The organism is Cellulomonas terrae (genome assembly GCF_007990265.1).
GTDB classification, from domain to species: Bacteria; Actinomycetota; Actinomycetes; order Actinomycetales; family Cellulomonadaceae; genus Cellulomonas; species Cellulomonas terrae.
Window position 1 is genome coordinate 36209 of sequence record NZ_BJWH01000016.1, and the last position, 23036, is coordinate 59244.

Here is a 23036-nt window from a genome sequence, read left to right on the forward strand (position 1 = left end):
GTCGTGACCACCGATCCTGCGTGCTGCGCTCCCGGAGCCGGCCACGACCACGCCGGTGCACCCCTGGTGCTGGGGGCTCCGACGCTCGCGCCCGACGTCGCGGCGTCCCTGCGCGCCTCCGTGGTCGCCGACCTGGTCGACGTCCCGGGCGGCGAGTTCGTCATGGGGCACGACGGGCCTGACGGCTACCCGTCCGACGGGGAGGGTCCGGCGCACGTCGTGACGCTCCGACCGTTCCGGATGATGCGGACGACGGTGACCAACGCGCAGTTCGCGGGCTTCGTCGGGGCGACCGGGTACCGCACCGAGGCCGAGGCGTACGGCTGGTCCTTCGTGTTCGCCGGCCTGCTGCCCGACGACTTCCCGCCGACGCGCGCCGTCGTCGGCACGCCGTGGTGGCGTCAGGTCGAGGGTGCGGACTGGCGTCACCCCGAGGGCCCGCACTCCGACGTCACCGACCGTGCCGACCACCCCGTCGTCCACGTGAGCTGGTCGGACGCGTCGGCGTTCGCGTCGTGGGCCGGGCTCCGGCTGCCGACCGAGGCCGAGTGGGAGCGCGCGGCGCGGGGCGGTCGGGAAGGTGCGCACTACCCGTGGGGGCACGAGCGGGAGCCCGGGGGCGAGCACCGGATGAACGTCTGGCAGGGGGACTTCCCGACGCGGAACACCCTGGAGGACGGCTACCTGGGCACGGCGCCGGCGGCGGCCTTCGCGCCCAACGACCTCGGTCTGCACACCATGACGGGCAACGTCTGGGAGTGGTGCCAGGACTGGTTCGCGCCGGACGGGTACCGGACGTCGGCCGCTGCCGACCCGACCGGACCGGCCACGGGCTCGGCGCGCGTGATGCGCGGCGGGTCGTACCTGTGCCACGAGTCGTACTGCTTCCGGTACCGGGTCGACTCGCGCAGCTCGAACGCCCCGGACTCCTCCGCCGGCAACGTCGGGTTCCGGTGCGCCGCCTCCTAGTGGTGCCGAGGCGGTCGCCCCTAGTGTCGAGGAAGGCGGGCGAGATGCCCGGTTCCGGACGGAGGACCCGATGCGCCCCGACAGTCACGCCCGCACGATGCTGCCGATCCCGGACCGGCCGGCGCCGACGCTGACGACGTACGACGCGAAGGACCCGGACACGGCGTTCCCGCCGATCGAGCCGCTCCTCCCGCCGCCGGGCGCGCCGAACGTCCTCGTCGTCCTGCTCGACGACGTCGGCTTCGGGGCGTCGAGCGTGTTCGGCGGCCCGTGCAGCACGCCGACCGCGGAACGGCTGGCGAGCGGCGGGCTGCGCTTCAACCGCTTCCACACGACGGCGCTCTGCGCGCCGACGCGGCAGGCGTTGCTGACGGGCCGCAACCACCACTCGGTGGGCATGGGCAGCATCACCGAGACGGCGACGTCGGCACCGGGCAACAGCTCCCTGCGCCCGAACACGAAGGCGCCGCTCGCCCTGACCCTCAAGCTCAACGGGTACTCGACCGCGCAGTTCGGCAAGTGCCACGAGGTGCCCGTCTGGCAGTCGTCGCCGATGGGCCCCTTCGACGCCTGGCCGTCGGGCGGCGGGGGGTTCGAGACCTTCTACGGCTTCATCGGCGGCGAGAACAACCAGTGGGACCCGGCGCTGTACGACGGCACGACGCCGGTCGAGCCGCCCGCGACGGCCGAGGAGGGCTACCACCTCACGGAGGACCTGGCGGACCGGGCAGTGGGCTGGATCCGGCAGCAGAAGGCCCTCATGCCGGACAAGCCGTTCTTCGTCTACCTCGCTCCGGGTGCCACGCACGCCCCGCACCACGTGCCCAAGGAGTGGGCGGACAAGTACGCGGGTGCCTTCGACGACGGGTGGGACGTGCAGCGGGAACGCACGTTCGCCCGGCAGAAGGAGCTCGGGGTGGTCCCGCAGGACGCCGACCTCACGCCGCGCCACGCGGAGATCCCGTCCTGGGACGACATGCCCGACGAGCTCAAGCCCGTGCTGGCCCGCCAGATGGAGGTCTACGCCGGGTTCCTCGAGCACGTCGACCACCACGTCGGCCGGATCGTCGACACCCTGGACGACCTCGGGATCCTCGACGACACGCTCGTCTACTACATCATCGGCGACAACGGCGCGTCGGCCGAGGGCACGCTCAACGGCGCGTTCAACGAGATGGCGAACTTCAACGGCATGGCCGCCCTGGAGACGCCCGAGTTCCTGATCAGCAAGCTCGACGAGCTCGGCTCTCCGTCCTCGTACAACCACTACGCGGTCGGGTGGGCGTGGGCGATGTGCTCGCCCCTGCAGTGGACGAAGCAGGTCGCGTCGCACTGGGGCGGCACCCGCAACGGGACGATCGTGCACTGGCCCAACGGGATCGCGGAGAGGGGCGGGCTGCGCTCCCAGTTCACGCACGTCATCGACGTGGCGCCGACCATCCTGGAGGCCGCCGGGCTGCCCGAGCCGACGATGGTGAACGGGGTGCAGCAGTCGCCCATGGAGGGCACGAGCATGCTCTACACGTTCGACCAGCCGGACAGCCCGGAGCGCCACGACCTGCAGTACTTCGAGATGTTCGGCAACCGGGGGATCTACCACCGCGGGTGGAGCGCGGTCACCAAGCACCGCACGCCCTGGGTCATGGTCGGGGGCACGATCCCGGCGTTCGACGACGACGTGTGGGAGCTCTACGACGGCTCCGTCGACTTCAGCCAGGCGCACGACCTGGCCGCCGAGCGACCGGAGCTGCTCGCGAAGCTCCAGCGCCTCTGGCTGATCGAGGCGACGAAGTACGGCGTGCTGCCCCTCGACGACCGCACGGCCGAGCGCATCGAACCCTCGATGGCCGGGCGGCCCACGCTCCTGCACGGCACGTCGCAGCTCTTCTTCGCCGGCATGGGGCGGCTGTCGGAGAACAGCGTCGTGAGCATGAAGAACCGCTCCTACTCGATCACGGCCGAGGTCGACGTCCCCGAGCCCGGCGTGCACGGCGTCCTCATCGCGCAGGGCGGGCGGTTCGGCGGCTGGAGCGTGTGGGTCGACCGGGGTCGGCTGACGTACACCTACAACGTCCTGGGGATCCACGAGTTCACCGTCAGCGCCGACGAACCGGTGCCCGCCGGCACGCACCAGCTGCGCATGGAGTTCGCGTACGACGGCGGCGGACTGGCCAAGGGTGGGCTCGTGACCCTCTTCCACGACGGCACGCCGGTGGGGTCGGGCCGGGTCGAGGCGACGCAGCCGATGGTGTTCTCCGCCGACGAGACGACGGACGTCGGGTACGAGTCCGGCACGTCCGTGAGCTCGGGCTACACCGCCCGGACCAGCCGCTTCACCGGCAAGATCCACTGGGTCCAGCTCGATGTCGGCACCGACGACCACGACCACGTCATCGACCCCGAGGAACGGCTGCGCATCGCCATGGCGCGGCAGTAGACGGCGCAGCCCCGCTCACCGCCTGGTCGACGGGGTCCTCAGGACGGGCACGGCGCCGAGACGGCGGGCTCGACGAGCGAGCCCGAGCCCTGGACGGTCGCCGGCGCGGCGGCGCGCGGTCGGGTCGCGAGGACGAGCCCGACGGCCGCCACGGCCACGACGACCGCGGCGGGCACCGGGAGCGCGGCCGGGCCGGACCGCTCGACGATCACGCTGCCGAGTGCCGCGCCCACGGCGATCCCCAGGTTGAACACCACGGGGATGACCCCGCCGGCCGTGGCGCGGTGCTCGGGGCCGGCGGTCCGCATGATGAGGGTCTGCGCGAGCGGCGGGAGCGCGCCCGACGTGAGGCCCCACGCCACCAGCACGACGAGACCGGTCAGCGCGCTGCCGTCCACGACGGACAGGGCGAGCACGGAGGCCGCCACGAGCATCGTCGCCGCCAGGAGGGCCGTGCCGGTCCACCGGTCCCGCACCCGGCCGACGAGCACGAGCCCGACGGCCGACGACGCGCCGAACACCAGGAGCGCCCCGCTCACACCACCGGGCAGCCCTGGGGCCGCGTCCGCCACGAGCCGCGTGACGAAGGTGAACGCCGCGAAGTGCCCGACGAGCACGAGGCCGACGAGCCCGGCGACGACGAGCACCGGTCGCAGCTGCCCGACGGGTGTGGCCGTGCGCTCGTCGGCCGACCGTGGCGCGACCGCGTCCGTCACCACCGCCCGCACCAGCACCGCCGCCACGCCGCCCAGCACCGCGAGCGCCCCGAACGCCACGCGCCAGTCCCATCCCTGGGCGACGAAGCTCGCGAGCGGGACGCCGACGACCGTGCCGAGGGTCGCCCCGCCGAGCACCACGGCGACGCCGGTGGCGAGCCCGTGCGAGGGCACGATGTCGGCGACCTGCGCGTTGACGGTCGCCCACAGCAGCCCGCACACGGCGGCACCGAGCAGCCGGGCCGCGACGGTCGCCTCGTAGGTGGGTGCGACGGCGGTGAGGGCCGACGCGACCGCGAAGACACCGAGCGCCCCGGCGACGACCGGGCGGTGCTCCCAGCGACGGGTGAGCCGGACCAGCGGGAACGTCGCGACGACGACGGTCAGTGCCCAGAGCGACACGAGCAGGCCGGTGCGCGCCTGCGTGACGCCGAGGTCGGCGCTCATCTGCGGCAGGACGGCGGTGGGGAGCATCTCGCCGGTGACCATGACGAAGGTCGCGCCGCCGAGGACGGCCAGGCTCGGCCACGGCAAGCGGGTGCGGGTTGCGGAGAGGTCCATGTCTGCGACGCTAAACTTTGACATCACTGTGAAGGTCAAGGGGACCGGAGGATCGTCGTGAAGATCGGTGAGCTCGCCCGCCGCACCGGGGTGTCCACCCGGCTCCTGCGGTACTACGAGGAGCAGGGCCTCATCTCCCCGGCGCGCACCACGAACACGTACCGCACCTACGACGAGCAGGAGGTCGCGCGCGTCGAGCAGGTCGTCGGGCTGGTCCGCGCCGGAGTGCCGACGCGGCTCGCACGCGTGCTGCTCGACCTCGAGGACGTCCGGGTCGAGGACCTCGCCCCGTCGTGCACCCGGCAGGTCGCGGAGCTGCTCGCCGAGGAGCTCACCGGGCTCGACGAGCGCATCGCGTGCCTGACGAAGAGCCGCCGCACGCTGTGCGACTACCTCCAGCGGACCGAGCACGCGACCGCCGTGCTGGAGAACGCGGGCGCGACCACATGACGAGAGCCGCACCGCTGGCGTCAGCGGTACGGCTCCTGGGGATGGTGCCCGCGAAAGGACTCGAACCTTCGACCTTCTGCTCCGGAGGCAGACGCTCTATCCACTGAGCTACGCGGGCCACTCACCGACCCGGGGGTCGATGCGGTGCACGACACTACCAGCCGTCGCCGGGTCGGGCGGCAGCGCACCGGGGGTCGGGCTAGTCGCTGAGGACGACGTGGTCGACCATCAGATGCCCCCAGGCGCCGGTCGCGTCGTCGAGCACCTGGACCTGCGCCTGCCGGCCGGCGAGGTCGGTGAGGTCCCAGCGGACCGGCCGCAGCCGTCCGGTGTCGTCCCCGGTGGCGGTGCGGACGGGGTGCCCGTCCACCAGGAGGTTGACGGACGTGGCCGGCTCGGCGCCGAGCGGGTGGTCGCCCCCGCCCACCAGCACGTTCAGGTACCGGCGGTCGACCGTGAACGGTGGCGACGTGATCGTGCCGGTCGCGGCGTCCCCTCCACCCACGAACGTGTCCAGGACGTGGGCGCCGACCTGGCCGGGCAGGGCCGACGCGGTCGGGCCCGCACCGGCGAAGCTGCCCTCCGCGGTCCATCCCGGACCCCAGGACCCGCCCTCGAAGTCGGCCAGCACGCGTGCGGGGCGCTGCTCGCCCGCGGCGAGCTCCGTGATGGTGACGTCGGAGAACGTGGCGGCGCCGCCCGAGGTGTACAGCGCGAGGCCGGTGTCGTCAGGGTCGGCGAAGACCTGGCTCGAGTGGACGTACCGTCCGTCGTCGACGAACACCTCGACGGTCGTCCGGTCGACGAGGATGCGCAGGTGCACCCGGTCGGAGGTGGGGTCGAACGGGGCGTGGCTCTCCCACTTCTGGCCGGACGGGTCGGGGTTGCCGGTGCCGCCGCGGTTCAGGTAGCTGACGTCGCCGTGCACGCCGACGTCGGCGTGCCGCGTCCCGTCGGCCGACCTGCGCAGCTGCAGCCCGACGTTCGTCGCGTCGTCCCAGCTGATGTCGGCCTCCAGCTGGTACGCGTCGCCGCGGTAGTCGAGCGGAAGGTGGCCGTCGACGTGGAACGTGCCGAGATGGGCGACCGAGGTCGCGAGGTCGTCCAGGGTGGAGACCGGCTGCGAGACCAGGCTGTACCCGGCGACAGAGCGCGTGAGCCGGATCTCGCGGGTGATCGAGTCGGTGCCGTTGAAGCCGTCCGCCGCCCAGGTCGGTGTCGTGTAGGGGTAGGACCAGTTGTTCATCCACGCGACCGCGAGCCGGCGGTCCTGGGCCGGGGCCGTCGGGTCGGCCCAGGTCACCGCGCCGTACCAGTCGAACCCGTGGTCGAGCCACTGCGGGTCCGGGGCGTCGGGTACGAAGGTCGTCCCGTCGAACGAGCCGGTCCAGTAGGCGTACGTGCTGGGTGCGCCCGTCAGGTAGCCGTTGCCGCTCAGGCCCATGACCCAGTGCAGGGTGCCGTCGTCGGCGCGGATCTGGAACAGGTCGGGGCACTCGAGCACGCCGAGCCCGGTGTTCACGTACTCCGAGACGCGGACCCAGTCCCGCAGGTTCGGCGACGTCCAGAACCCGATGCGCTGCCCCTCCGCGATCAGGGCGACCCAGCGCTCCCGCTCGGCGTCCCAGATCACCTTGGGGTCGCGGAAGTCGCGCCGGCCGCCGTTCGGGATGACGGGATCCTCCCCGGCGGGCCGGAAGTTCCGTCCGCCGTCGGTGGAGTACCAGAGGAACTGCGCCTGCGGCCCGGAGGCGTCGAGGATCTGTGCGGGGGTGGGGTGGTCCATCTGCGTGACCAGCATGACGACCGCGCCCGCGCCGAAGCCGGCGGTACCGGCGGTGTCCACCACCGCTGATCCTGACCACAGGTCGTAGTTGGCGTTGGTGGCCTTCGGGGCGGCGACGCCCTGGTCGTGGAAGACGACGTTGTCCGTGGTCGTCGCGAGCCGCCAGGCGGTTCCCACGGCATCGTCGTAGTCGGCGTTGTAGAGGTAGTAGTAGTGCGTGGTGCCGTCGATCACGACCGGGCGCTGGGGGTCGTTCTTCCAGTGGTCGGGCACCGTGAAGTGGTAGCGAGCGCGGTAGGAGTCTGGTTCGTCGGCCGCCTGGGCCGGGGCCACGTCGGAAGGTGCGACCGCGGCCGTGGCCGCCAGGACGGTGGCGAGCACCGTCAGGCCGCAGCGGCGCAGGGCTGGGGAAGCGGGACCGTGAGTCATCGTTGACTCGCCTCTCGTCGACGAGCGTGCCCCTCCCCCCGGCGGCTCGGCGCGGGGCAAGACACTCGTTCGGCGTGCTAAATCGATTGATCAAGCGCGTGAGAGAAAGCCTTCCCCTGAACGGTGGGCACCGTCAAGGCCCCTCCCGTGCACGCACGCACGGGAGGGGCCCGCGGCGCAGGTCACACCGCGGTCGGGCCGTTCCACCCCGAACCGTCGGGGCACCAGGGGAGCCACGGCAGCAGCCGGCACAGGAGGTCACCGATCGTGGTGGGCACCTGCGTGGACCTCAGCGAGTCCGACTGGAGCAGCACGGTGCTGTCCAGCTGGCCGTCACGAGTGTCCGCCACCGAGACGCGGACGGTCGTCGGCTCACGCGGCGTCACGGTCGCCGTGCAGGTCAAGGGGACGGTGAACGCGTTCATCTCCGTGTCCTGGCCGCCGGCACCGGGGTCGTTCGGCGCGAAGTTCGCCACGTAGTACGCACTGTTGACCGAGGCGTTCACGGTCGACGTCCCGACGAGCGTGTCCGAACCCGGGACGAACGAGCACGGCGTCCCGTCGACCCAGATCGCGAAGGCGTCGCCGTACCCGCTCTGCGCCCACGTGGCGTACTCCTCCGAGCCCATCAGGTACGTCAGACGCAGTGTCCGTCCCTTCGGGACGACCTCGATGGCCAGGGTCGCCGCGTCGTACGTCGTCGCACCGGCGAGTGCGGCCAGGGTCTCGTCGCCCGCGCCGCCGAGGTCGCCGGTCGTCGTGAGGGACGAGTTCGGACCGAGCACGGCGGACCGCGTGAAGTCCACGTCCTCGTCGGACGCCGGGTCGGCATCGATCAGCGAGCCGGAGGTCAGCGCCACCCCGGTCGTCGGGAAGGCGCCGAAGCCGGCGTCCGCGAACAGCCCGCCCTGGACGGGTGAGCCCGTGAAGGTGGCGGACCTGATGGTCACGTTGCGACCGGTGAGCTCGCTGGCGAGCGAGACCGGGGTCGTCTCGCGCAGCGTCGTCACGCTCTGGCCGGGAGAGGCCTGCGCCGTGCTCGTCAGTGAGCCGGCCAGTGCCGTCAGGGCGATCCCTACGATCGCCGCACGTGCGCCCCTTCGCGCACGTCGTCCTGTCATCGGAGGCTTCATGATGCTCCAGGTCCTCGTCGGGTGCGTCGACCTGGCTCGTGCCTGGCCGGCGCGGGCGCGCTGGGCGCGCCGGGTCGCGATGGGGGATGCATCGGTCGTCTACCCGAGGTGGCGCACGGCCGCGCAGCGGTCGTGCACCTGGAGCCTGCGTCGCCGACCTGGTCGGCGACCGTCGTTCGCGCTCCCTTCTCCGTGGCGCTTCAGGGCGCGCGGGATGCCGCGCTGAAGTGGCTGGCGGCGGCGCGGTCTCGACCGCCGGGAACCCTGTGGAGACGGGCGTCCGTGCGCCGGTTCCGTGGCCCGAGAGTCAGGCGTACACCCGCTCCCGAGCCCCGTCAACCGCACGGTGACGGTTGTCACGACGAACTGTGATGCGGCCCTTGACGGGTCCGGGGAGGCGGTGCCTACCCTGACCGCGGTGGGGGAGGACGGGGTCGTCGCTCGAGTCGTTGCACGTTCACTCGAGGGAGCGAACCGACGTGAATTCATCGACCAGCACACCCCGGCGGCGTGCGGCCGGCAGGACGGCGACAGCCGTCATGACCGCGTCCGTGCTCGTCGCGACCAGCCTCCTGGGCGCACCCGCTGCGCTCGCGGACGATCCGGCCCCGTCGCCGGCCACGAGCCCGTCGGCCACCGCCGCACCGACGACGACCGACGAACCGACGACCCCCACGGAGTCGCCCGTACCCGAGTCGCCCGCACCCGAGTCCTCCGAGCCGGAGTCACCGTCGCCGGAGGTGGACGACGAGGACGTGTCCGTGCTGCGGCTGCCCGGCTACCCGGCGCCGTCGATCCACAGCCAGCGCGCCTACGACCCGGAGGAGAACTTCACGGCGAGGTGGACCCGGGCCGACGCGCTCCAGCTGCGGGCCATGTCCGACCCCGACGCACCCGCGGGAGAGAACTCGATGCCTCCGGAGTACTCCATGCCGGAGATCCCGCAGGACTTCCCGATCCTCACCGACCCGAACGGCACGCAGGTGTGGGTCTGGGACACCTGGACCCTGACGGACGCGGCGGCGGACCAGATCAGCTTCAAGGGCTGGGAGGTCATCTTCTCCCTGACCGCCGACCCCAACGCGGGCTACACGTTCGACGCCCGGCACACCCACGCGCGCCTCGGCTTCTTCTACCGCAAGGCCGGTGTGCCCGCTGACGAGCGCCCGGCCAACGGCGGCTGGATCTACGGCGGCCACGTGTTCCAGGACGGCGCCGCGGGCGCCATCTTCGAGGACCAGACGTTCACGACGGTCACCGAGTGGTCCGGCTCGACGCGGCTGATGGAGGGGAACAAGCTCCGGCTGTTCTACACCGCGGTCGCCTTCTACCGGAACGCGAACGACGAGGACATCAAGCCCGCGGACCCGCGGATCGTGCAGACCGAGGGGCGCCTTTTCGCCGACGAGAACGGCGTCTGGATGACGGGGTTCCGGGACCAGCACCAGCTCCTGGTGCCGGACGGCACCTACTACCAGACCAAGGAGCAGAACCCGTTCGTCAACTTCCGTGACCCGTTCACCTTCGAGGACCCGGCGCACCCGGGGAAGACGTTCATGGTGTTCGAGGGCAACACCGGGGGTCAGCGCGGAGCGGTCACCTGCACGGCGGCGGACCTCGGGTACCGCGAGGGGGACCCGTACGCGGAGGACCCCGAGACGGTGACGGCGAACGGCGCCAACTTCCAGATGGCCAACGTCGGGCTCGCGGTCGCGGAGAACAAGGCGCTGACGCAGTGGCGGTTCCTCCCGCCGATCCTGTCCGGCAACTGCGTCAACGACCAGACCGAACGTCCGCAGATCTACCTGCAGAACGGGAAGTACTACCTGTTCACCATCAGCCACCGCAGCACGTTCGCGCGCGGTCCGGGGGTGGACTCGGCCGATCCGCGGTTCTGGTACATGGACGGTCCCGACGGCGTGTACGGGTTCGTCGGCAACGGGATCCGCTCGGACTTCCAGCCGCTCAACGAGGGCAGCGGGCTCGCGCTCGGCAACCCGACGAACCTGGCCTTCGGGGTCGGCACGTCGGCCATGCCGGCCGAGGGCCAGTCGCCGCACACCTTCCAGGCGTACTCGCACTACGTGATGCCGAACGGGCTCGTGGAGTCGTTCATCGACGCGATCGGCAACCCGGACGTGCGGCGCGGGGGGACGCTCGCACCGACGGTGCACCTGTCGATCGCGGGCACCTCTGCGGTCGTCGACCGCAGCTACGGCGACGGCGGTCTCGGCGCCTACGGTGACATCCCGGCGAACGAGGCCCAGCCGGTGGACCCGGCGCCGGACCCGAGGCCGACTCCCTGACCGGGGTCCGGACCGAGCGCGCGTGCGACCCCCGTCCCGGCGGGGGTCGCACGCGCGTGGTCGCGGTCGTCGTCGCCCTGGTCCTCGGGCTGGGCGGGTGCACGTCGTCCGACGAGCCGCGTCCCGCTCCGTCACCTCGGGCCACCTATGCCGAGCGATGGCGCCCGCAGTTCCACTACTCACCGCCGGCAGGACGCCTCGCCGACCCGAACGGGCTCGTCTACGACGCGGGAGAGTGGCACCTGTTCCACCAGCAGGACGGCACCTGGGCGCACGCGGTCAGCCCCGACGCGGTGCACTGGACCACGCTGCGCAAGGACTTCCGGGACCCCAAGGTGTTCTGGCACGAGCCGAGCCGACGCTGGGTGATGGTCGTGAGCCTGGGCGACGAGGTCGGGCTGTTCTCCTCGCCCGACCTGATCGGGTGGGAGGAGCTCAGCCGCTTCGGCGCGGGCCACGGCCTGCACAGCGCGGTGTGGGAGTGCCCGGACCTGTTCCCGCTGCCGGTCGACGGTGACCCGGACAGGGCCCGCTGGGTGCTGACCGTCTCGGTGGGGGACAGCGACGCCACCGACGGCTCGACGGCGCAGTACTTCGTCGGCGACTTCGACGGGACCACGTTCGTCCGGGACCCGTCCGTCCCACCCGACACCGTGCAGCAGACCGACGTCGGGCAGGACTTCTACGCCGCGCAGTCCTACGAGCACGCCCCCGACGGGCGGCGGGTGTGGATGGGGTGGATGGGCAGCTGGCGATACCCGTACTCCGCGCCGACCCACCCCTGGACGAACGCGATGAGCGTCCCGCGGGACCTGGGCCTGAGGACCGTCGACGGCGAGGTCCGACTCGTCCAGGCACCGGTGCCGGAGCTCGAGTCCCTGCGCGGCGAGGCCGTTCGCGTCGGCGCGCGATCGATCGGGCGGGACACGATCCTGCCGCTCGACGGTGCGCGGCTCGAGCTGGAGGCCGAGATCGAGACGGGCGGCGCGAGCACGGTCGGCCTGCGGGTCCACGAGAGCCGGGACGCCGACGGCCGCGTCGTCGAGGCGGTCGAGGTCGGCTACGACAGCCGTGACGGGGGCCGGCTCGTGATGAGCCGCACCCGGGGTGCAGGGCCGGCGGGCCTCCCCCTCCAGCGTTCCGTGCCGTACCGGCCGAGCGGCGGCGTCCTGCGGCTGCACGTCCTGGTCGACGAGTCCTCGGTCGAGGTGTTCGTCGACGACGGTGCCCTGACCGGGACGATGCTCGTGTTCCCGTCGCGCGGCGGACGCGGCGTGTCGCTGACGGCCGAGGGCGGCGACGCCCGGCTGCGCGAGCTGACGTCCTGGCCGCTCGCGTCGATCTGGGACTGACTCACTCACCCAGCAGTGCGGACAGGTAACGCGTGGTCTCGTCGGCGGCCACGCCGTCGTCGCCCGCGACGATGGCCTCGACCAGGTGGTCGTGCGCGTCGTGACCGTGCGCGTCGGTGACGAAGTTGAACCGGATGTTCTCGCCGATCGCGTCGAGCAGGTTCTCGTAGAGCGTGACCAGCAGCGGGTTCGCGGTGGCGCGGACGATCGCGCGGTGCAGGTCGAGGTCGGTGGCGACCATCGCCTCCAGGTCGCCCGCATGGTAGGCGGCGGCGCGTTCGTCGCGACGCTGGAGCAGCGCGGCGGCGTCCGTGGCGGTGCGGCGCCGGGCGGCCAGCCGGGCGGCCTCGACCTCGAGGGCACGGCGGACCTCGACGACGTCGCGCTGGCGGGCGTCGGCGATCTGCCGGCCCATCGTCACGGCGAGCTCCGACCGGGACAGCACGTAGGTGCCCGACCCCTGCCGTCGTTCGAGCAGTCCCGCGTGGACCAGGGACTGCACGGCCTCACGGACGGTGTTGCGTCCGACGCCGAGGAGGTCGACGAGGGCGGGCTCCGGGGGGATCCGTGTCCCGACGGGCCACTGCTCCGTCTCGATGCGTCCCCGGAGCTCGTCGACCGCGGTGTCGATCAGTCCGGTCCGTCGCGCCATCCGGTTAGGCTCCGTTCCGAGGCATGCGGTGCAGTCAACACCGGCGGTCGGGCGCACGCCAGACCCCCGGACGGATGATTCCGGCCACCGCGGCGCCCGGATCAGGAGCTTCTTCGTGCAGTCCCTCATGCCGCCGCGCGCTCCGTGGCGCGGCAGGCTCGTCGTGCTGGCCGGCATCGTCCTCGTCGGTCTCAACCTGCGCATCGCGGTCGCGGCCGTCTCGCCGATCATCGGCGTGGTGCGGGAGGACGTCGCGCTGAGCGACGCGCAGGTCGGTCTGCTCGGCACGGTCCCCGTCGCGGCGTTCGCGGTCTTCGGCTCGCTCGCGACACCCGTCGCGCGTCGTCTCGGGCTCGAGCCGTCCCTGATCCTCGCGCTGCTGCTGTCGATGACCGGGGAGCTCCTGCGGGCGCTGGCCGGGAGCGCTCCGGCGTTCATCGGCTGGTCCGTCCTCGCGCTGGGTGGCCTGGGGATGGGCAACGTGCTGCTCCCGCCGCTGGTCAAGCGGTACTTCCCCGACCGCATCGGGACGGTCACGGCGTCCTACTCGGTGGCGATGTCCGTGAGCGCCGCGGTGCCGCCGCTGGTCGCGCTGCCGGTGGCGCAGGCCGTCGGCTGGCGCTGGTCGGTGGGGATGTGGGCGGTCCTCGGGTTCGCGGCCGTGGTGCCGTGGGTGGTCGTGGTCGCGCAGTCGGTGTCGGCGCGCTCGCACCTGCGCACCCTGGTCCGGCGAGCACCACGCAGCGAGCGCCCGGCCGTGCTCGTGCGGGCGGGGGCCGCCGAGAGCCGGCTCGTCCGGCGCTCCGGACTGGCGTGGGCGCTCGTCCTCACGTTCTTCGCCAACACCACCTGCACCTACGTCCTGTTCGCGTGGCTGCCGGAGATCCTGGCCGACGCGGGACTGGGCGCCGACGCCGGCGGCCGGTGGCTGGCGGTCTTCGCGATCCTCGGCCTGCCCGCGTCGCTCGTCTCCCCGGTGCTGACCGCCCGGATGCGCAACCCGTACCCGTTGGTCGTCGGGTTCGCCGCGTGCTGGGTGGCCGGTCTGCTCGGCCTGATGCTCGCCCCCGCGCACGGGACCGCGGTCTGGATGATCCTGCTCGGCATCGGTCCGGGGACGTTCCCGATCATGCTCGCGCTCATCGGCCTGCGGTCACGCACACCCGCGATCGCCGTCGCCCTGTCCGGGATGGTGCAGGGCCTCGGGTACGCGCTCGCGGTCGTCGGACCGGTCGGGATCGGTGTCCTGCACGTCGCGACGGGCTCGTGGGAGGCGCCGTTCCTGGTGCTGCTCGGGCTGGTGGGCCTGCTGCTGGTGGCGGGCTGGTTCGCGTGCCGGCCGACGATGCTCGGTCCGGAGCCGATGACGGGCTCGGTACCCTTTCAGGCGTGACTCCCGCCCAGCTCTCCGAGGCCCTCCGGGCCGCCCTCGTGCACGCCGTCGACGACGGGACGTTCGCCCTCGACCCCGCCGCGATCCCCGCGACCGTGCACCTCGAGCGACCCCGGCAGCGCGACCACGGCGACTGGGCCACCAACGTGGCCATGCAGCTGGCCAAGAAGGCCGGCACCAACCCGCGCGCCTTCGCCGAGGAGCTCGCGCGGCGTCTCGCGCAGACCGCGGGCGTCGCCAGCGTCGAGGTCGCGGGTCCCGGCTTCCTCAACATCCGCCTCGACGCCGCTGCGGCCGGTGAGCTCGCACGCTCCGTCGTCGAGCAGGGCAGCGAGTACGGCCAGAACGAGACGCTCGCCGGCGTCGCGCTCAACCTCGAGTTCGTGTCCGCCAACCCGACGGGTCCGCTGCACATCGGCGGCGTGCGCTGGGCGGCGGTCGGCGACAGCCTGGCCCGCGTGCTCCAGGCGTCCGGTGCCGCGGTGAGCCGCGAGTACTACTTCAACGACCACGGCGCGCAGATCGACCGGTTCTCGCGCTCGCTGCTGGCGCGGGCGCTGGGCGAGCCGGCGCCCGAGGACGGCTACGGCGGCAACTACATCTCCGAGATCGCGGAGCAGGTCGTGGCCGACGCGCTCGCGGCCGGCGAGACCGACCCGCGGACCCTGCCGTTCGACGAGGCGAACGAGGCCTTCCGGGCGCGCGGTGTGGACCTGATGTTCGCTGAGATCCGCAAGTCGCTCGAGGACTTCGGCGTCGAGTTCGACGTCTACTTCCACGAGGACTCGCTGCACAAGTCCGGTGCCGTCGACCACGCCGTCGAGCGTCTGCGGGAGCTCGGTCACGTCTTCGAGGCCGACGGTGCCGTCTGGCTGCGCACCACGACGTTCGGCGACGACCGCGACCGCGTGATCATCCGGTCCAACGGCGAGGCCGCCTACATCGCGGGCGACATCGCGTACTACCTGGACAAGCGGGAGCGCGGCTTCGACCGCGTCGTCATCATGCTCGGCGCCGACCACCACGGGTACATCGGCCGCATGATGGCGATCTGCGCCGCGTTCGGGGACACCCCGGGCGTCAACCTGGAGATCCTCATCGGGCAGCTGGTGAACCTGGTCAAGGACGGCGCCCCGGTCCGGATGAGCAAGCGCGCGGGCACCGTCGTGACCATCGACGACCTCGTGGATGCCGTCGGGGTCGACGCCGCCCGGTACGCGCTGGCCCGCTCGTCGGCCGACTCGATGATCGACCTGGACCTCGACCTGCTCTCCAGCGCGAAGAACGAGAACCCCGTCTTCTACGTCCAGTACGCGCACGCCCGCACCGTCAACGTCGGCCGCAACGCCGCCGAGGCGGGGGTCCGTCGCGAGGACGGCTTCGACGCGTCCCTGCTGGACCACGAGAGCGAGTCCGTGCTGCTCGGACGCATCGCCGAGTTCCCGCGCGTGGTCGCGCGGGCCGCCGAGCTGCGTGAGCCGCACCGCGTCGCCCGGTACCTGGAGGAGCTCGCCGGCAGCTACCACAAGTGGTACGACCAGCGCCGCGTCGCCCCCTTCGGCGACGAGGTCGTCGGCGACGTGCACCGCACCCGCCTGTGGCTCAACGACGCGACCCGCCAGGTCCTCGCCAACGGGCTGGGGATGCTGGGCGTCTCCGCGCCGGAGCGCATGTGAGCACGACGATCCCCGGCGAGCCCTGGTCCACGGGCGTCGCCCGGACGGCCGACGGGTCCGTGTCGGTCGCGGGGGTCGACGTGCGCGAGCTCGCGGTCGAGCACGGCACCCCGGCCTACGTCCTCGACGAGGCCGACCTGCGCGCCCGCGCCCGCGGCTACCGCCGCGCGTTCGAGACGGCGTTCGCGGAGATCGGTGCCGGCGTCGACGTGTACTACGCGGGCAAGGCGTTCCTGTCCGTCGCGGTCGCGCAGTGGGTGCACGAGGAGGGCCTGCGCGTCGACACCGCCACGGGCGGCGAGCTCGCGGTCGCGCTGCGCGCCGGGATCCCCGGTGCCGACATCGGCCTGCACGGCAACAACAAGTCGGACGCGGAGATCGCCCGCGCGCTCGACGCGGGCGTCGGCCGGATCATCGTCGACTCGCTCGTCGAGCTCGACCGGGTCGCCGACGCCGTCGCCACGCGCGGGGGAGAGCCGGCACCGGTGATGGTCCGCGTGACCACCGGTGTGCACGCGGGCGGCCACGAGTACATCTCCACCGCCCACGAGGACCAGAAGTTCGGCCTCTCGATCGCCTCGCCCGACGGGGACTCGCCGGCGATGCAGGGGCTGCTCGCGGTGCTCGCGCGTCCGGAGCTGCGGCTGCTCGGCATCCACTCGCACATCGGCTCGCAGATCCTGGACCCGTCCGGGTTCGAGGTCGCGGCCCGCGCGGTGCTCACCCTGCGCGCCCAGCTCGGGGAACGCACCGGGGTGCTGGTCGACGAGGTCGACCTCGGCGGCGGCTACGGCATCGCGTACCTGCCGGGGGAGGTCGCCCTCGACCCGGACCGGATCGCGAAGGACGTCGCCGCGTCGGTGCAGGCCACCGCCGCCGACCTGGGGACGCCGCTGCCGCGGTTCTCCATCGAGCCCGGCCGCGCGATCGTCGGCCCGGCCGGACTGACGCTCTACACGGTCGGCACGGTCAAGCCCGTGCGGATCGACGACGGCAGCGTCCGGACCTACGTGTCGATCGACGGCGGCATGAGCGACAACATCCGTCCCGCCCTGTACGGCGCGCAGTACCACGCGGAGGTCGTCGGCCGGCTCGCCACCGCGCAGACGGTGCCGGCGCGCGTCGTCGGCAAGCACTGCGAGTCCGGCGACATCGTCGTGCACGACGTACAGCTGCCCGCCGACGTCCGCGCCGGGGACCTGCTCGCCGTCGCGGCGACCGGCGCGTACGGCCGCTCCATGGCCTCCAACTACAACCACGTGCCACGCCCGCCGGTGGTCGCGGTGACCGACGGCGGGTCCCGCGTGCTGGTCCGCCGCGAGACCGAGGACGACCTCCTGGCGCTCGACCTCGGCTGACGGGCCCACCGGTCGGACCGCACGTCCCGACAGGCGGGACGCACCCCTATCCTGATGGCGCTCCCGCCCGATCCGACTGGAGGCCGTCCCGTGCCCTCGCCCGTGCCCGCCCACCCGTCCCTGCGCGTCGCCGTCCTCGGCTGCGGCGTCGTCGGCACGGAGGTGGTGCGGCTGCTCACGACGCAGGCGGCGGACCTGGCCTCGCGCGTGGGCGCGCCGCTCGAGCTCGTCGGCGTCGCCGTCCGGGACGTCGAGACGGAGCGGGACGCGGTGGTCGACCGCGCGCTGCTCACCGCCGACGCCGAGGCGCTGGTCGAGCGCGCGGACGTCGTCGTCGAGGTCATGGGCGGCATCGAGCCCGCGCGGAGCCTGCTGCTGCGGGCGATCGCCGGCGGCGCGTCCGTCGTGACCGCGAACAAGGCCCTCCTCGCGCAGGACGGCCCGACGCTGTACGCCGCGGCCGACGAGGCGGGCGTGGACGTGTACTTCGAGGCCGCCGTCGCGGGCGCCATCCCGATCGTCCGGCCGGTGCGCGAGTCGCTCGCGGGGGACCGCGTGACGCGCGTGCTCGGCATCGTCAACGGCACCACCAACTACGTGCTGGACAAGATGGCGTCCGAGGGCCTGGACCTCGACCAGGCCGTCAAGGAGGCCCAGGCGTTGGGCTACGCGGAGGCGGACCCGACGGCCGACGTCGAGGGGTACGACGCGGCCGCGAAGGCCGCGATCCTGGCCTCCCTCGCGTTCCACACGCGGGTGTCCATCGAGGACGTGTCGCGCGAGGGCATCACGTCCCTCACGGCCGACGACGTCCTGTGGGCCCAGCGCACCGGCTACGTGCTCAAGCTCCTCGCCATCGCGGAGCGCGGCACCGCCGACGGTGTCGAGGGCGTGCAGGTCCGGGTCCACCCCGCCCTGGTCCCCGTCAGCCACCCGCTGGCGAACGTGCGCGGCGCCTACAACGCGGTGTTCGTCGAGGCGGAGGCCGCGGGCGAGCTCATGTTCTACGGCCGTGGCGCCGGCGGCGAGCCCACCGCGTCGGCCGTGCTCGGTGACGTCGTGTCGGTCGCGCGCCACCGCGTGCTCGGCGGCAAGGGGCCCATCGAGTCCCGCTACGCCGAGCTGCCCGTCCTGCCGGCCGCCGCGGCCCGCACCCGCTACCAGGTCCGGCTCGAGGTCGCGGACCGCCCCGGCGTGCTCGCCCAGGTCTCGACGGTGCTGGCGTCGCACGACGTGTCGATCGAGGCGGTCCGTCAGACCCCGGTCACCGAGACGCCCGACGCCGACTACGCGCGCCTGGTGATCACCACGCACGCGGCCCCCGAGCACGCGTTGCGCAGCACGGTCGAGGCCATCACCGGCCTCGACGTCGTGCGTCGTGTCGTGTCCGTCCTGCGAGTCGAGGGAGCCTGATGGCCCACCAGTGGCGTGGCGTGATCGCCGAGTACGCCGACCGTCTGCCCGCCCACGTCCAGGAGCGTGTCATCACGCTCGGCGAGGGCGGCACCCCGCTCGTCCCGTCCCCGACGCTCTCGCAGCGCACGGGCGCCGAGGTGTTCATCAAGGTCGAGGGCATGAACCCGACCGGGTCGTTCAAGGACCGCGGCATGACGACCGCCATGTCGGCGGCGGCCGGCCGCGGCGCCAAGGCCGTCGTCTGCGCGTCGACGGGCAACACGTCCGCGTCGGCCGCGGCGTACGCCACGCGCGCGGGCATGGTCTGCGCGGTGCTGGTGCCGGACGGCAAGATCGCGATGGGCAAGCTCAGCCAGGCCATCGCGCACGGCGCCACGCTCCTGCAGGTCGACGGCAACTTCGACGACTGCCTGGTCGCGGCGCGCAAGCTCGCCGAGGCGTACCCGGTCGAGCTCGTGAACTCGGTCAACCCCGACCGCATCGAGGGCCAGAAGACGGGCGCGTTCGAGATCGTCGACGCCCTGGGCGACGCCCCGGACATCCACGTTCTCCCGGTCGGCAACGCCGGCAACATCACCGCGTACTGGAAGGGCTACCGCGAGTACGCGGGGCTCGACGCGGGCGCCGCGCACGCCGCGGTCGCGACGCGCACGCCGATCATGTGGGGCTTCCAGGCCGCGGGCGCCGCACCGATCGTCAAGGGCCACCCGGTCGACCACCCCGAGACCATCGCCACGGCCATCCGGATCGGCAACCCCGCCTCGTGGCAGCAGGCCGAGGAGGCGCGCGACGTCTCCGGCGGCCTCATCGAGGCGGTCACCGACGAGCAGATCCTCGCCGCGCACCGCGTCCTGTCCGCGGAGGTCGGGATCTTCGTCGAGCCCGCCTCGGCGTCCGGCGTCGCCGGGCTGCTCATGCTCAGCGAGCAGGGCCGCGTCCCGGCCGGAGCCCGCATCGTGATCACGGTCACCGGGCACGGGCTCAAGGACCCGCAGTGGGCGCTGCGCACCCCCGACGGCAGCGACGTCGTGCCGGTGCGGATCTCGTCCGACGTCGTGTCCATCGCCACCGCGCTCGGCCTGGACTGAGGCCCCGCGATGCGCCTGGGTGCGGACCACGTCCACGTCCGCGTCCCCGCCACCAGCGCCAACCTCGGCCCGGGGTTCGACGCGTTCGGCATCGCCCTCGGGCTCTACGACGAGCTCGAGGTGCGGGCGCTCGCGTCGCCGGGCGTCACCGTCGAGGTCACGGGGGAGGGGGCCGGGCAGGTGCCCGACGACGAGCAGCACCTCGTCGTCAGCTCCCTGCGGGCCGCGCTGGACGAGGTCGGCGCGTCGCAGACCGGCCTGCACCTCGTCTGCCACAACCGCATCCCGCACGGCCGCGGCCTCGGGTCGTCCGCCGCGGCCGTCGTCGCGGGCATCGTCGCCGCACGCGGGCTGATCGCCGAGCCGGAAGCCCTGTCCGACGACGCCGCGATCGACCTGGCCGGCCGCATCGAGGGCCACCCCGACAACGCGGCCCCGGCCGTGCTGGGCGGCGCGACGCTCGCGTGGTCCGACGACGGCCGGTTCCGCGCCGTCGAGCTGCCCGTCCACGACGAGCTCGCCCTGCTCGCGATCGTCCCCCCGAACCACCTGTCCACGAAGGCCGCCCGGGGCGTGCTCCCCGCGACCGTCCCGCACGCGGACGCCGCGTTCCAGGCGGGTCGTGCGGCCCTGCTGGTCGAGGCGCTCGGCCGTCGGCCCGAGCTCCTGCTCACCGCCACGCAGGACCGGCTGCACCAGGAGTACCGGCGCTCCGTCATGCCGGGCTCGCTCGCGCTCGTCGACGTGCTGCGGGCCGCGGGCGTGGCCGCCGTCGTGTCGGGCGCGGGGCCGACGGTGCTGGTGCTCGCGCGGCGGGACGGCGAGGGGGCGACCGACGCCGACGGCGCCGTCCAGGCCGCGTTCGGGGGCGCGATGGGGGGCTGGCAGATCCTGCCGCTCCCGGTCGACCGGACCGGCGCGACCGTCCGACGGGTGACCTGACCGGGTGAAGTACACCCACGTCGTTCACCCGGCCGGGTGGCGGAGCCGACAGTGGTAGCATCGACGCGTTCCCCGGACCTCGCCCTCCGGTGGCCCGCGTCGTACGTGACCGGCCGCCTCAGAATGAGTAGACGAGCCGGGAGCGATCCAGCCCACCGTGCGCAGACGTCGTCGTACGCAGCGCGTGTGTGGCTCCAGCACCGTCTCGGTCACCCCCGACCGGGCGTCGGCCGATCCCCGAACCATCGGGTCCCGGCCACCGACGAGGGGAAGGGTCCTTCGTGACAGACATCATCGAACCCGCCGTGAGCACGTCCGGCGGGTCCGCCCGCAGCGCAGGCATCTCGGCACTCCGCCTGCCCGAGCTGCAGGCGATGGCGTCCGACCTGGGCGTCAAGGGCACGTCCAAGATGCGCAAGGGCGACCTCGTCCAGGCGATCTCGGACGCCCGCGCAGGCTCGCGCCCCCAGGCGCTGGAGCCGCGCCGCGACCTCGGCCGTGAGCAGAGCACCGCCGTGGCCGACGCGCCGCCGGCGCGCCGTGCCCGCGCGCCGCGGACGCAGGCACCGCAGCTCGACCTCGGCGACGGCGCTGCGCCGGTGCAGGAGCGCCCCGCTCGGGACCGTGCGCAGGAGGACCGCTCCACGCCGCCCCGCGGCGACGCGCTCGCCGGCCTCGAGGCCGCGCTGGACGCCAAGCTCGCTCCCGTCGAGCAGCGGGACGACCGTGCCGCGCGTGCGGCCGAGGCGGTCGGCGGCGTGACCGGCGAGCGCCGCTCGCGCCGGGCCGGCCGCGGGGCCGGTGCGCCGCAGGGTGACGACTCGGACCGCGCGCAGGCCGACGGCCAGCAGGGCGAGCACCAGCGCGAGGGCCAGCAGGACCGTCCGCAGCGTGACGGTCAGCAGACCGACCGCCAGCAGGGCCAGCAGCGCGACAACCAGGGCAACCGCCAGCAGGGCGGCACCCAGCAGGGCGGCCCCCAGCAGCAGCGTCGCGAGGGTGACGAGGACGGCCTCGACGAGCGCGGCGGTCGCCGTCGCCGCTCGCGGGACCGCTACCGGGACCGCGACCGTGACCGCAAGGGCCGTGGCACGCGCGGTCGCCCCGGCGCCGGCGAGCTCGCGGGGCTGGACGACATCGAGGTCACCGACGACGACGTCCTGCTCCCCGTGGCGGGCATCCTCGACCTGATGGACAGCTACGCGTTCGTCCGCACGACGGGCTACCTGCCCAGCGCGAACGACGTGTACGTCTCCCTCAACCAGGTCAAGCGGTACGGCCTGCGCCGTGGCGACGCGGTGACCGGTGCCGTCCGCCAGCCGCGCGAGGGCGAGCAGCCGCCGGCGCAGGGCAACCGGCCCAGCAAGTTCAACGCGCTGGTCCGCCTCGACTCGGTCAACGGCCTGGAGCCCGACGGTGCCCGCGTCCGCCCGGAGTTCAACAAGCTGACGCCGCTGTACCCGCAGGAGCGCCTGCGCCTCGAGAGCGACCAGAACAAGCTGTCGCCGCGCGTGATCGACATCGTCGCGCCCATCGGCAAGGGTCAGCGCGGCCTCATCGTCGCGCCGCCCAAGGCGGGCAAGACGATCATCATGCAGCAGATCGCGAACGCCATCACGACCAACAACCCCGAGGTCCACCTCATGGTCGTGCTCGTCGACGAGCGCCCCGAAGAGGTCACGGACATGGAGCGGACGGTCAAGGGCGAGGTCATCGCCTCGACCTTCGACCGCCCCGCCTCCGACCACACGATCGTCGCGGAGCTCGCCATCGAGCGCGCCAAGCGGCTGGTCGAGCTGGGCCAGGACGTCGTCGTGCTCCTCGACTCGCTCACGCGCCTGTCGCGGGCGTACAACCTGGCCGCCCCGGCGTCCGGGCGCATCCTGTCCGGTGGCGTCGACGCCTCCGCGCTGTACCCGCCGAAGCGGTTCTTCGGTGCGGCGCGCAACATCGAGCACGGCGGGTCGCTGACCATCCTCGCCTCGGCGCTGGTGGAGACCGGCTCCAAGATGGACGAGGTCATCTTCGAGGAGTTCAAGGGCACCGGGAACATGGAGCTCCGGCTCTCCCGCTCGCTCGCCGACAAGCGCATCTTCCCGGCGGTCGACGTGAACGCGTCGGGCACCCGCCGCGAGGAGATCCTCATGCCGCACGACGAGCTGAAGATCATCTACAAGCTCCGCCGCGTGATGGGTGCGCTCGACCAGACGCAGGCCATCGAGCTGCTGATCGGCAAGCTCAAGGACACCAAGTCGAACGTCGAGTTCCTGCTCCAGGTGCAGAAGACGACGCCCGGCAGCGACTGACCGCCCGACGCACGGCCCTGTTCCTCCGGGAACAGGGCCGTCGTCATGTCTGCGCGCTAGCGTGCG

General features: G+C 73.0%; 16 protein-coding genes and 1 tRNA gene. 12 read left to right on the plus strand and 5 right to left on the minus strand.

Annotated elements, in window-relative coordinates:
• Positions 1-3 precede the first annotated feature (3 nt).
• Both CTE05_RS14300 and CTE05_RS14305 read left to right on the plus strand, forming a co-directional pair.
• Entirely contained in the window at positions 4-969 is a 966-nt protein-coding gene (locus CTE05_RS14300) for a formylglycine-generating enzyme family protein (protein ID WP_146846995.1), read from the plus strand.
• Between the two features lie 70 nt (positions 970-1039).
• Complete coding sequence (locus CTE05_RS14305; RefSeq protein ID WP_146846996.1) at positions 1040-3406, plus strand: arylsulfatase; 2367 nt, start codon at positions 1040-1042, stop codon at positions 3404-3406.
• A 38-nt stretch (positions 3407-3444) separates the two neighbouring features.
• Here the strand turns inward: CTE05_RS14305 and CTE05_RS14310 are convergent, their stop codons facing one another.
• The gene (locus CTE05_RS14310) at positions 3445-4683 is read right to left on the minus strand and encodes an MFS transporter (RefSeq protein WP_146846997.1); all 1239 of its coding nucleotides are present in this window, start codon (positions 4681-4683) and stop codon (positions 3445-3447) included.
• A 57-nt stretch (positions 4684-4740) separates the two neighbouring features.
• Here CTE05_RS14310 and CTE05_RS14315 point away from each other — a divergent pair, with 57 nt between their 5' ends.
• A complete protein-coding gene (locus CTE05_RS14315; RefSeq protein WP_146846998.1) occupies positions 4741-5133 on the plus strand; it encodes a MerR family transcriptional regulator in 393 nt (130 codons plus the stop codon).
• Between the two features lie 42 nt (positions 5134-5175).
• Here the strand turns inward: CTE05_RS14315 and CTE05_RS14320 are convergent.
• The 3 genes from CTE05_RS14320 to CTE05_RS14330 form a co-directional block, all read right to left on the minus strand.
• Positions 5176-5251, minus strand: a tRNA-Arg gene (locus tag CTE05_RS14320).
• A gap of 81 nt (positions 5252-5332) precedes the next feature.
• On the minus strand, positions 5333-7348 hold the full coding sequence (locus tag CTE05_RS14325; protein ID WP_146846999.1) for a glycoside hydrolase family 32 protein: 2016 nt from the start codon (positions 7346-7348) through the stop codon (positions 5333-5335).
• A gap of 182 nt (positions 7349-7530) precedes the next feature.
• The gene (locus tag CTE05_RS14330) at positions 7531-8358 is read right to left on the minus strand and encodes a choice-of-anchor L domain-containing protein (RefSeq protein ID WP_146847000.1); all 828 of its coding nucleotides are present in this window, start codon (positions 8356-8358) and stop codon (positions 7531-7533) included.
• Between the two features lie 662 nt (positions 8359-9020).
• Here CTE05_RS14330 and CTE05_RS14335 point away from each other — a divergent pair.
• Both CTE05_RS14335 and CTE05_RS14340 read left to right on the plus strand, forming a co-directional pair.
• Positions 9021-10787 carry a glycoside hydrolase family 68 protein gene (locus CTE05_RS14335; RefSeq protein WP_246123628.1) on the plus strand — a complete coding sequence of 589 codons (1767 nt, stop codon included), beginning with the start codon at positions 9021-9023 and terminating at the stop codon, positions 10785-10787.
• A 56-nt stretch (positions 10788-10843) separates the two neighbouring features.
• On the plus strand, positions 10844-12139 hold the full coding sequence (locus tag CTE05_RS14340; protein WP_146847001.1) for a glycoside hydrolase family 32 protein: 1296 nt from the start codon (positions 10844-10846) through the stop codon (positions 12137-12139).
• 1 nt (position 12140) lies between these two features.
• Here CTE05_RS14340 and CTE05_RS14345 read toward each other — a convergent pair whose 3' ends face one another.
• Entirely contained in the window at positions 12141-12791 is a 651-nt protein-coding gene (locus CTE05_RS14345; protein ID WP_146847002.1) for a FadR/GntR family transcriptional regulator, read from the minus strand.
• Between the two features lie 115 nt (positions 12792-12906).
• Between CTE05_RS14345 and CTE05_RS14350 the strand changes: the two genes are divergently transcribed.
• The 7 genes from CTE05_RS14350 (at position 12907) to rho (ending at position 22970) form a co-directional block, all read left to right on the plus strand.
• Positions 12907-14184, plus strand: a complete 1278-nt coding sequence (locus CTE05_RS14350; protein WP_246123630.1) for an MFS transporter — start codon at positions 12907-12909, stop codon at positions 14182-14184.
• Complete coding sequence (gene argS / locus CTE05_RS14355; RefSeq protein ID WP_146847003.1) at positions 14181-15860, plus strand: arginine--tRNA ligase; 1680 nt, start codon at positions 14181-14183, stop codon at positions 15858-15860. The genes CTE05_RS14350 and argS overlap by 4 nt, the downstream gene beginning before the upstream one ends.
• Positions 15857-17218 carry a diaminopimelate decarboxylase gene (gene lysA, locus CTE05_RS14360; RefSeq protein WP_146847004.1) on the plus strand — a complete coding sequence of 454 codons (1362 nt, stop codon included), beginning with the start codon at positions 15857-15859 and terminating at the stop codon, positions 17216-17218. Before argS ends, lysA begins: the two co-directional genes overlap by 4 nt.
• A 54-nt stretch (positions 17219-17272) precedes the next feature.
• The gene (locus CTE05_RS14365) at positions 17273-18631 is read left to right on the plus strand and encodes a homoserine dehydrogenase (protein WP_146847005.1); all 1359 of its coding nucleotides are present in this window, start codon (positions 17273-17275) and stop codon (positions 18629-18631) included.
• Positions 18631-19722: a threonine synthase gene (gene thrC / locus CTE05_RS14370; RefSeq protein ID WP_146847006.1), complete on the plus strand. Its 1092-nt coding sequence runs from the start codon at positions 18631-18633 to the stop codon at positions 19720-19722. The genes CTE05_RS14365 and thrC overlap by 1 nt, the downstream gene beginning before the upstream one ends.
• A gap of 9 nt (positions 19723-19731) precedes the next feature.
• Positions 19732-20664, plus strand: coding sequence for a homoserine kinase (gene thrB / locus CTE05_RS14375; RefSeq protein ID WP_146847007.1), 933 nt, complete (start codon positions 19732-19734; stop codon positions 20662-20664).
• Between the two features lie 281 nt (positions 20665-20945).
• Positions 20946-22970 carry a transcription termination factor Rho gene (rho, locus tag CTE05_RS14380; protein ID WP_146847008.1) on the plus strand — a complete coding sequence of 675 codons (2025 nt, stop codon included), beginning with the start codon at positions 20946-20948 and terminating at the stop codon, positions 22968-22970.
• The last annotated feature ends 66 nt before the right edge of the window (positions 22971-23036 follow it).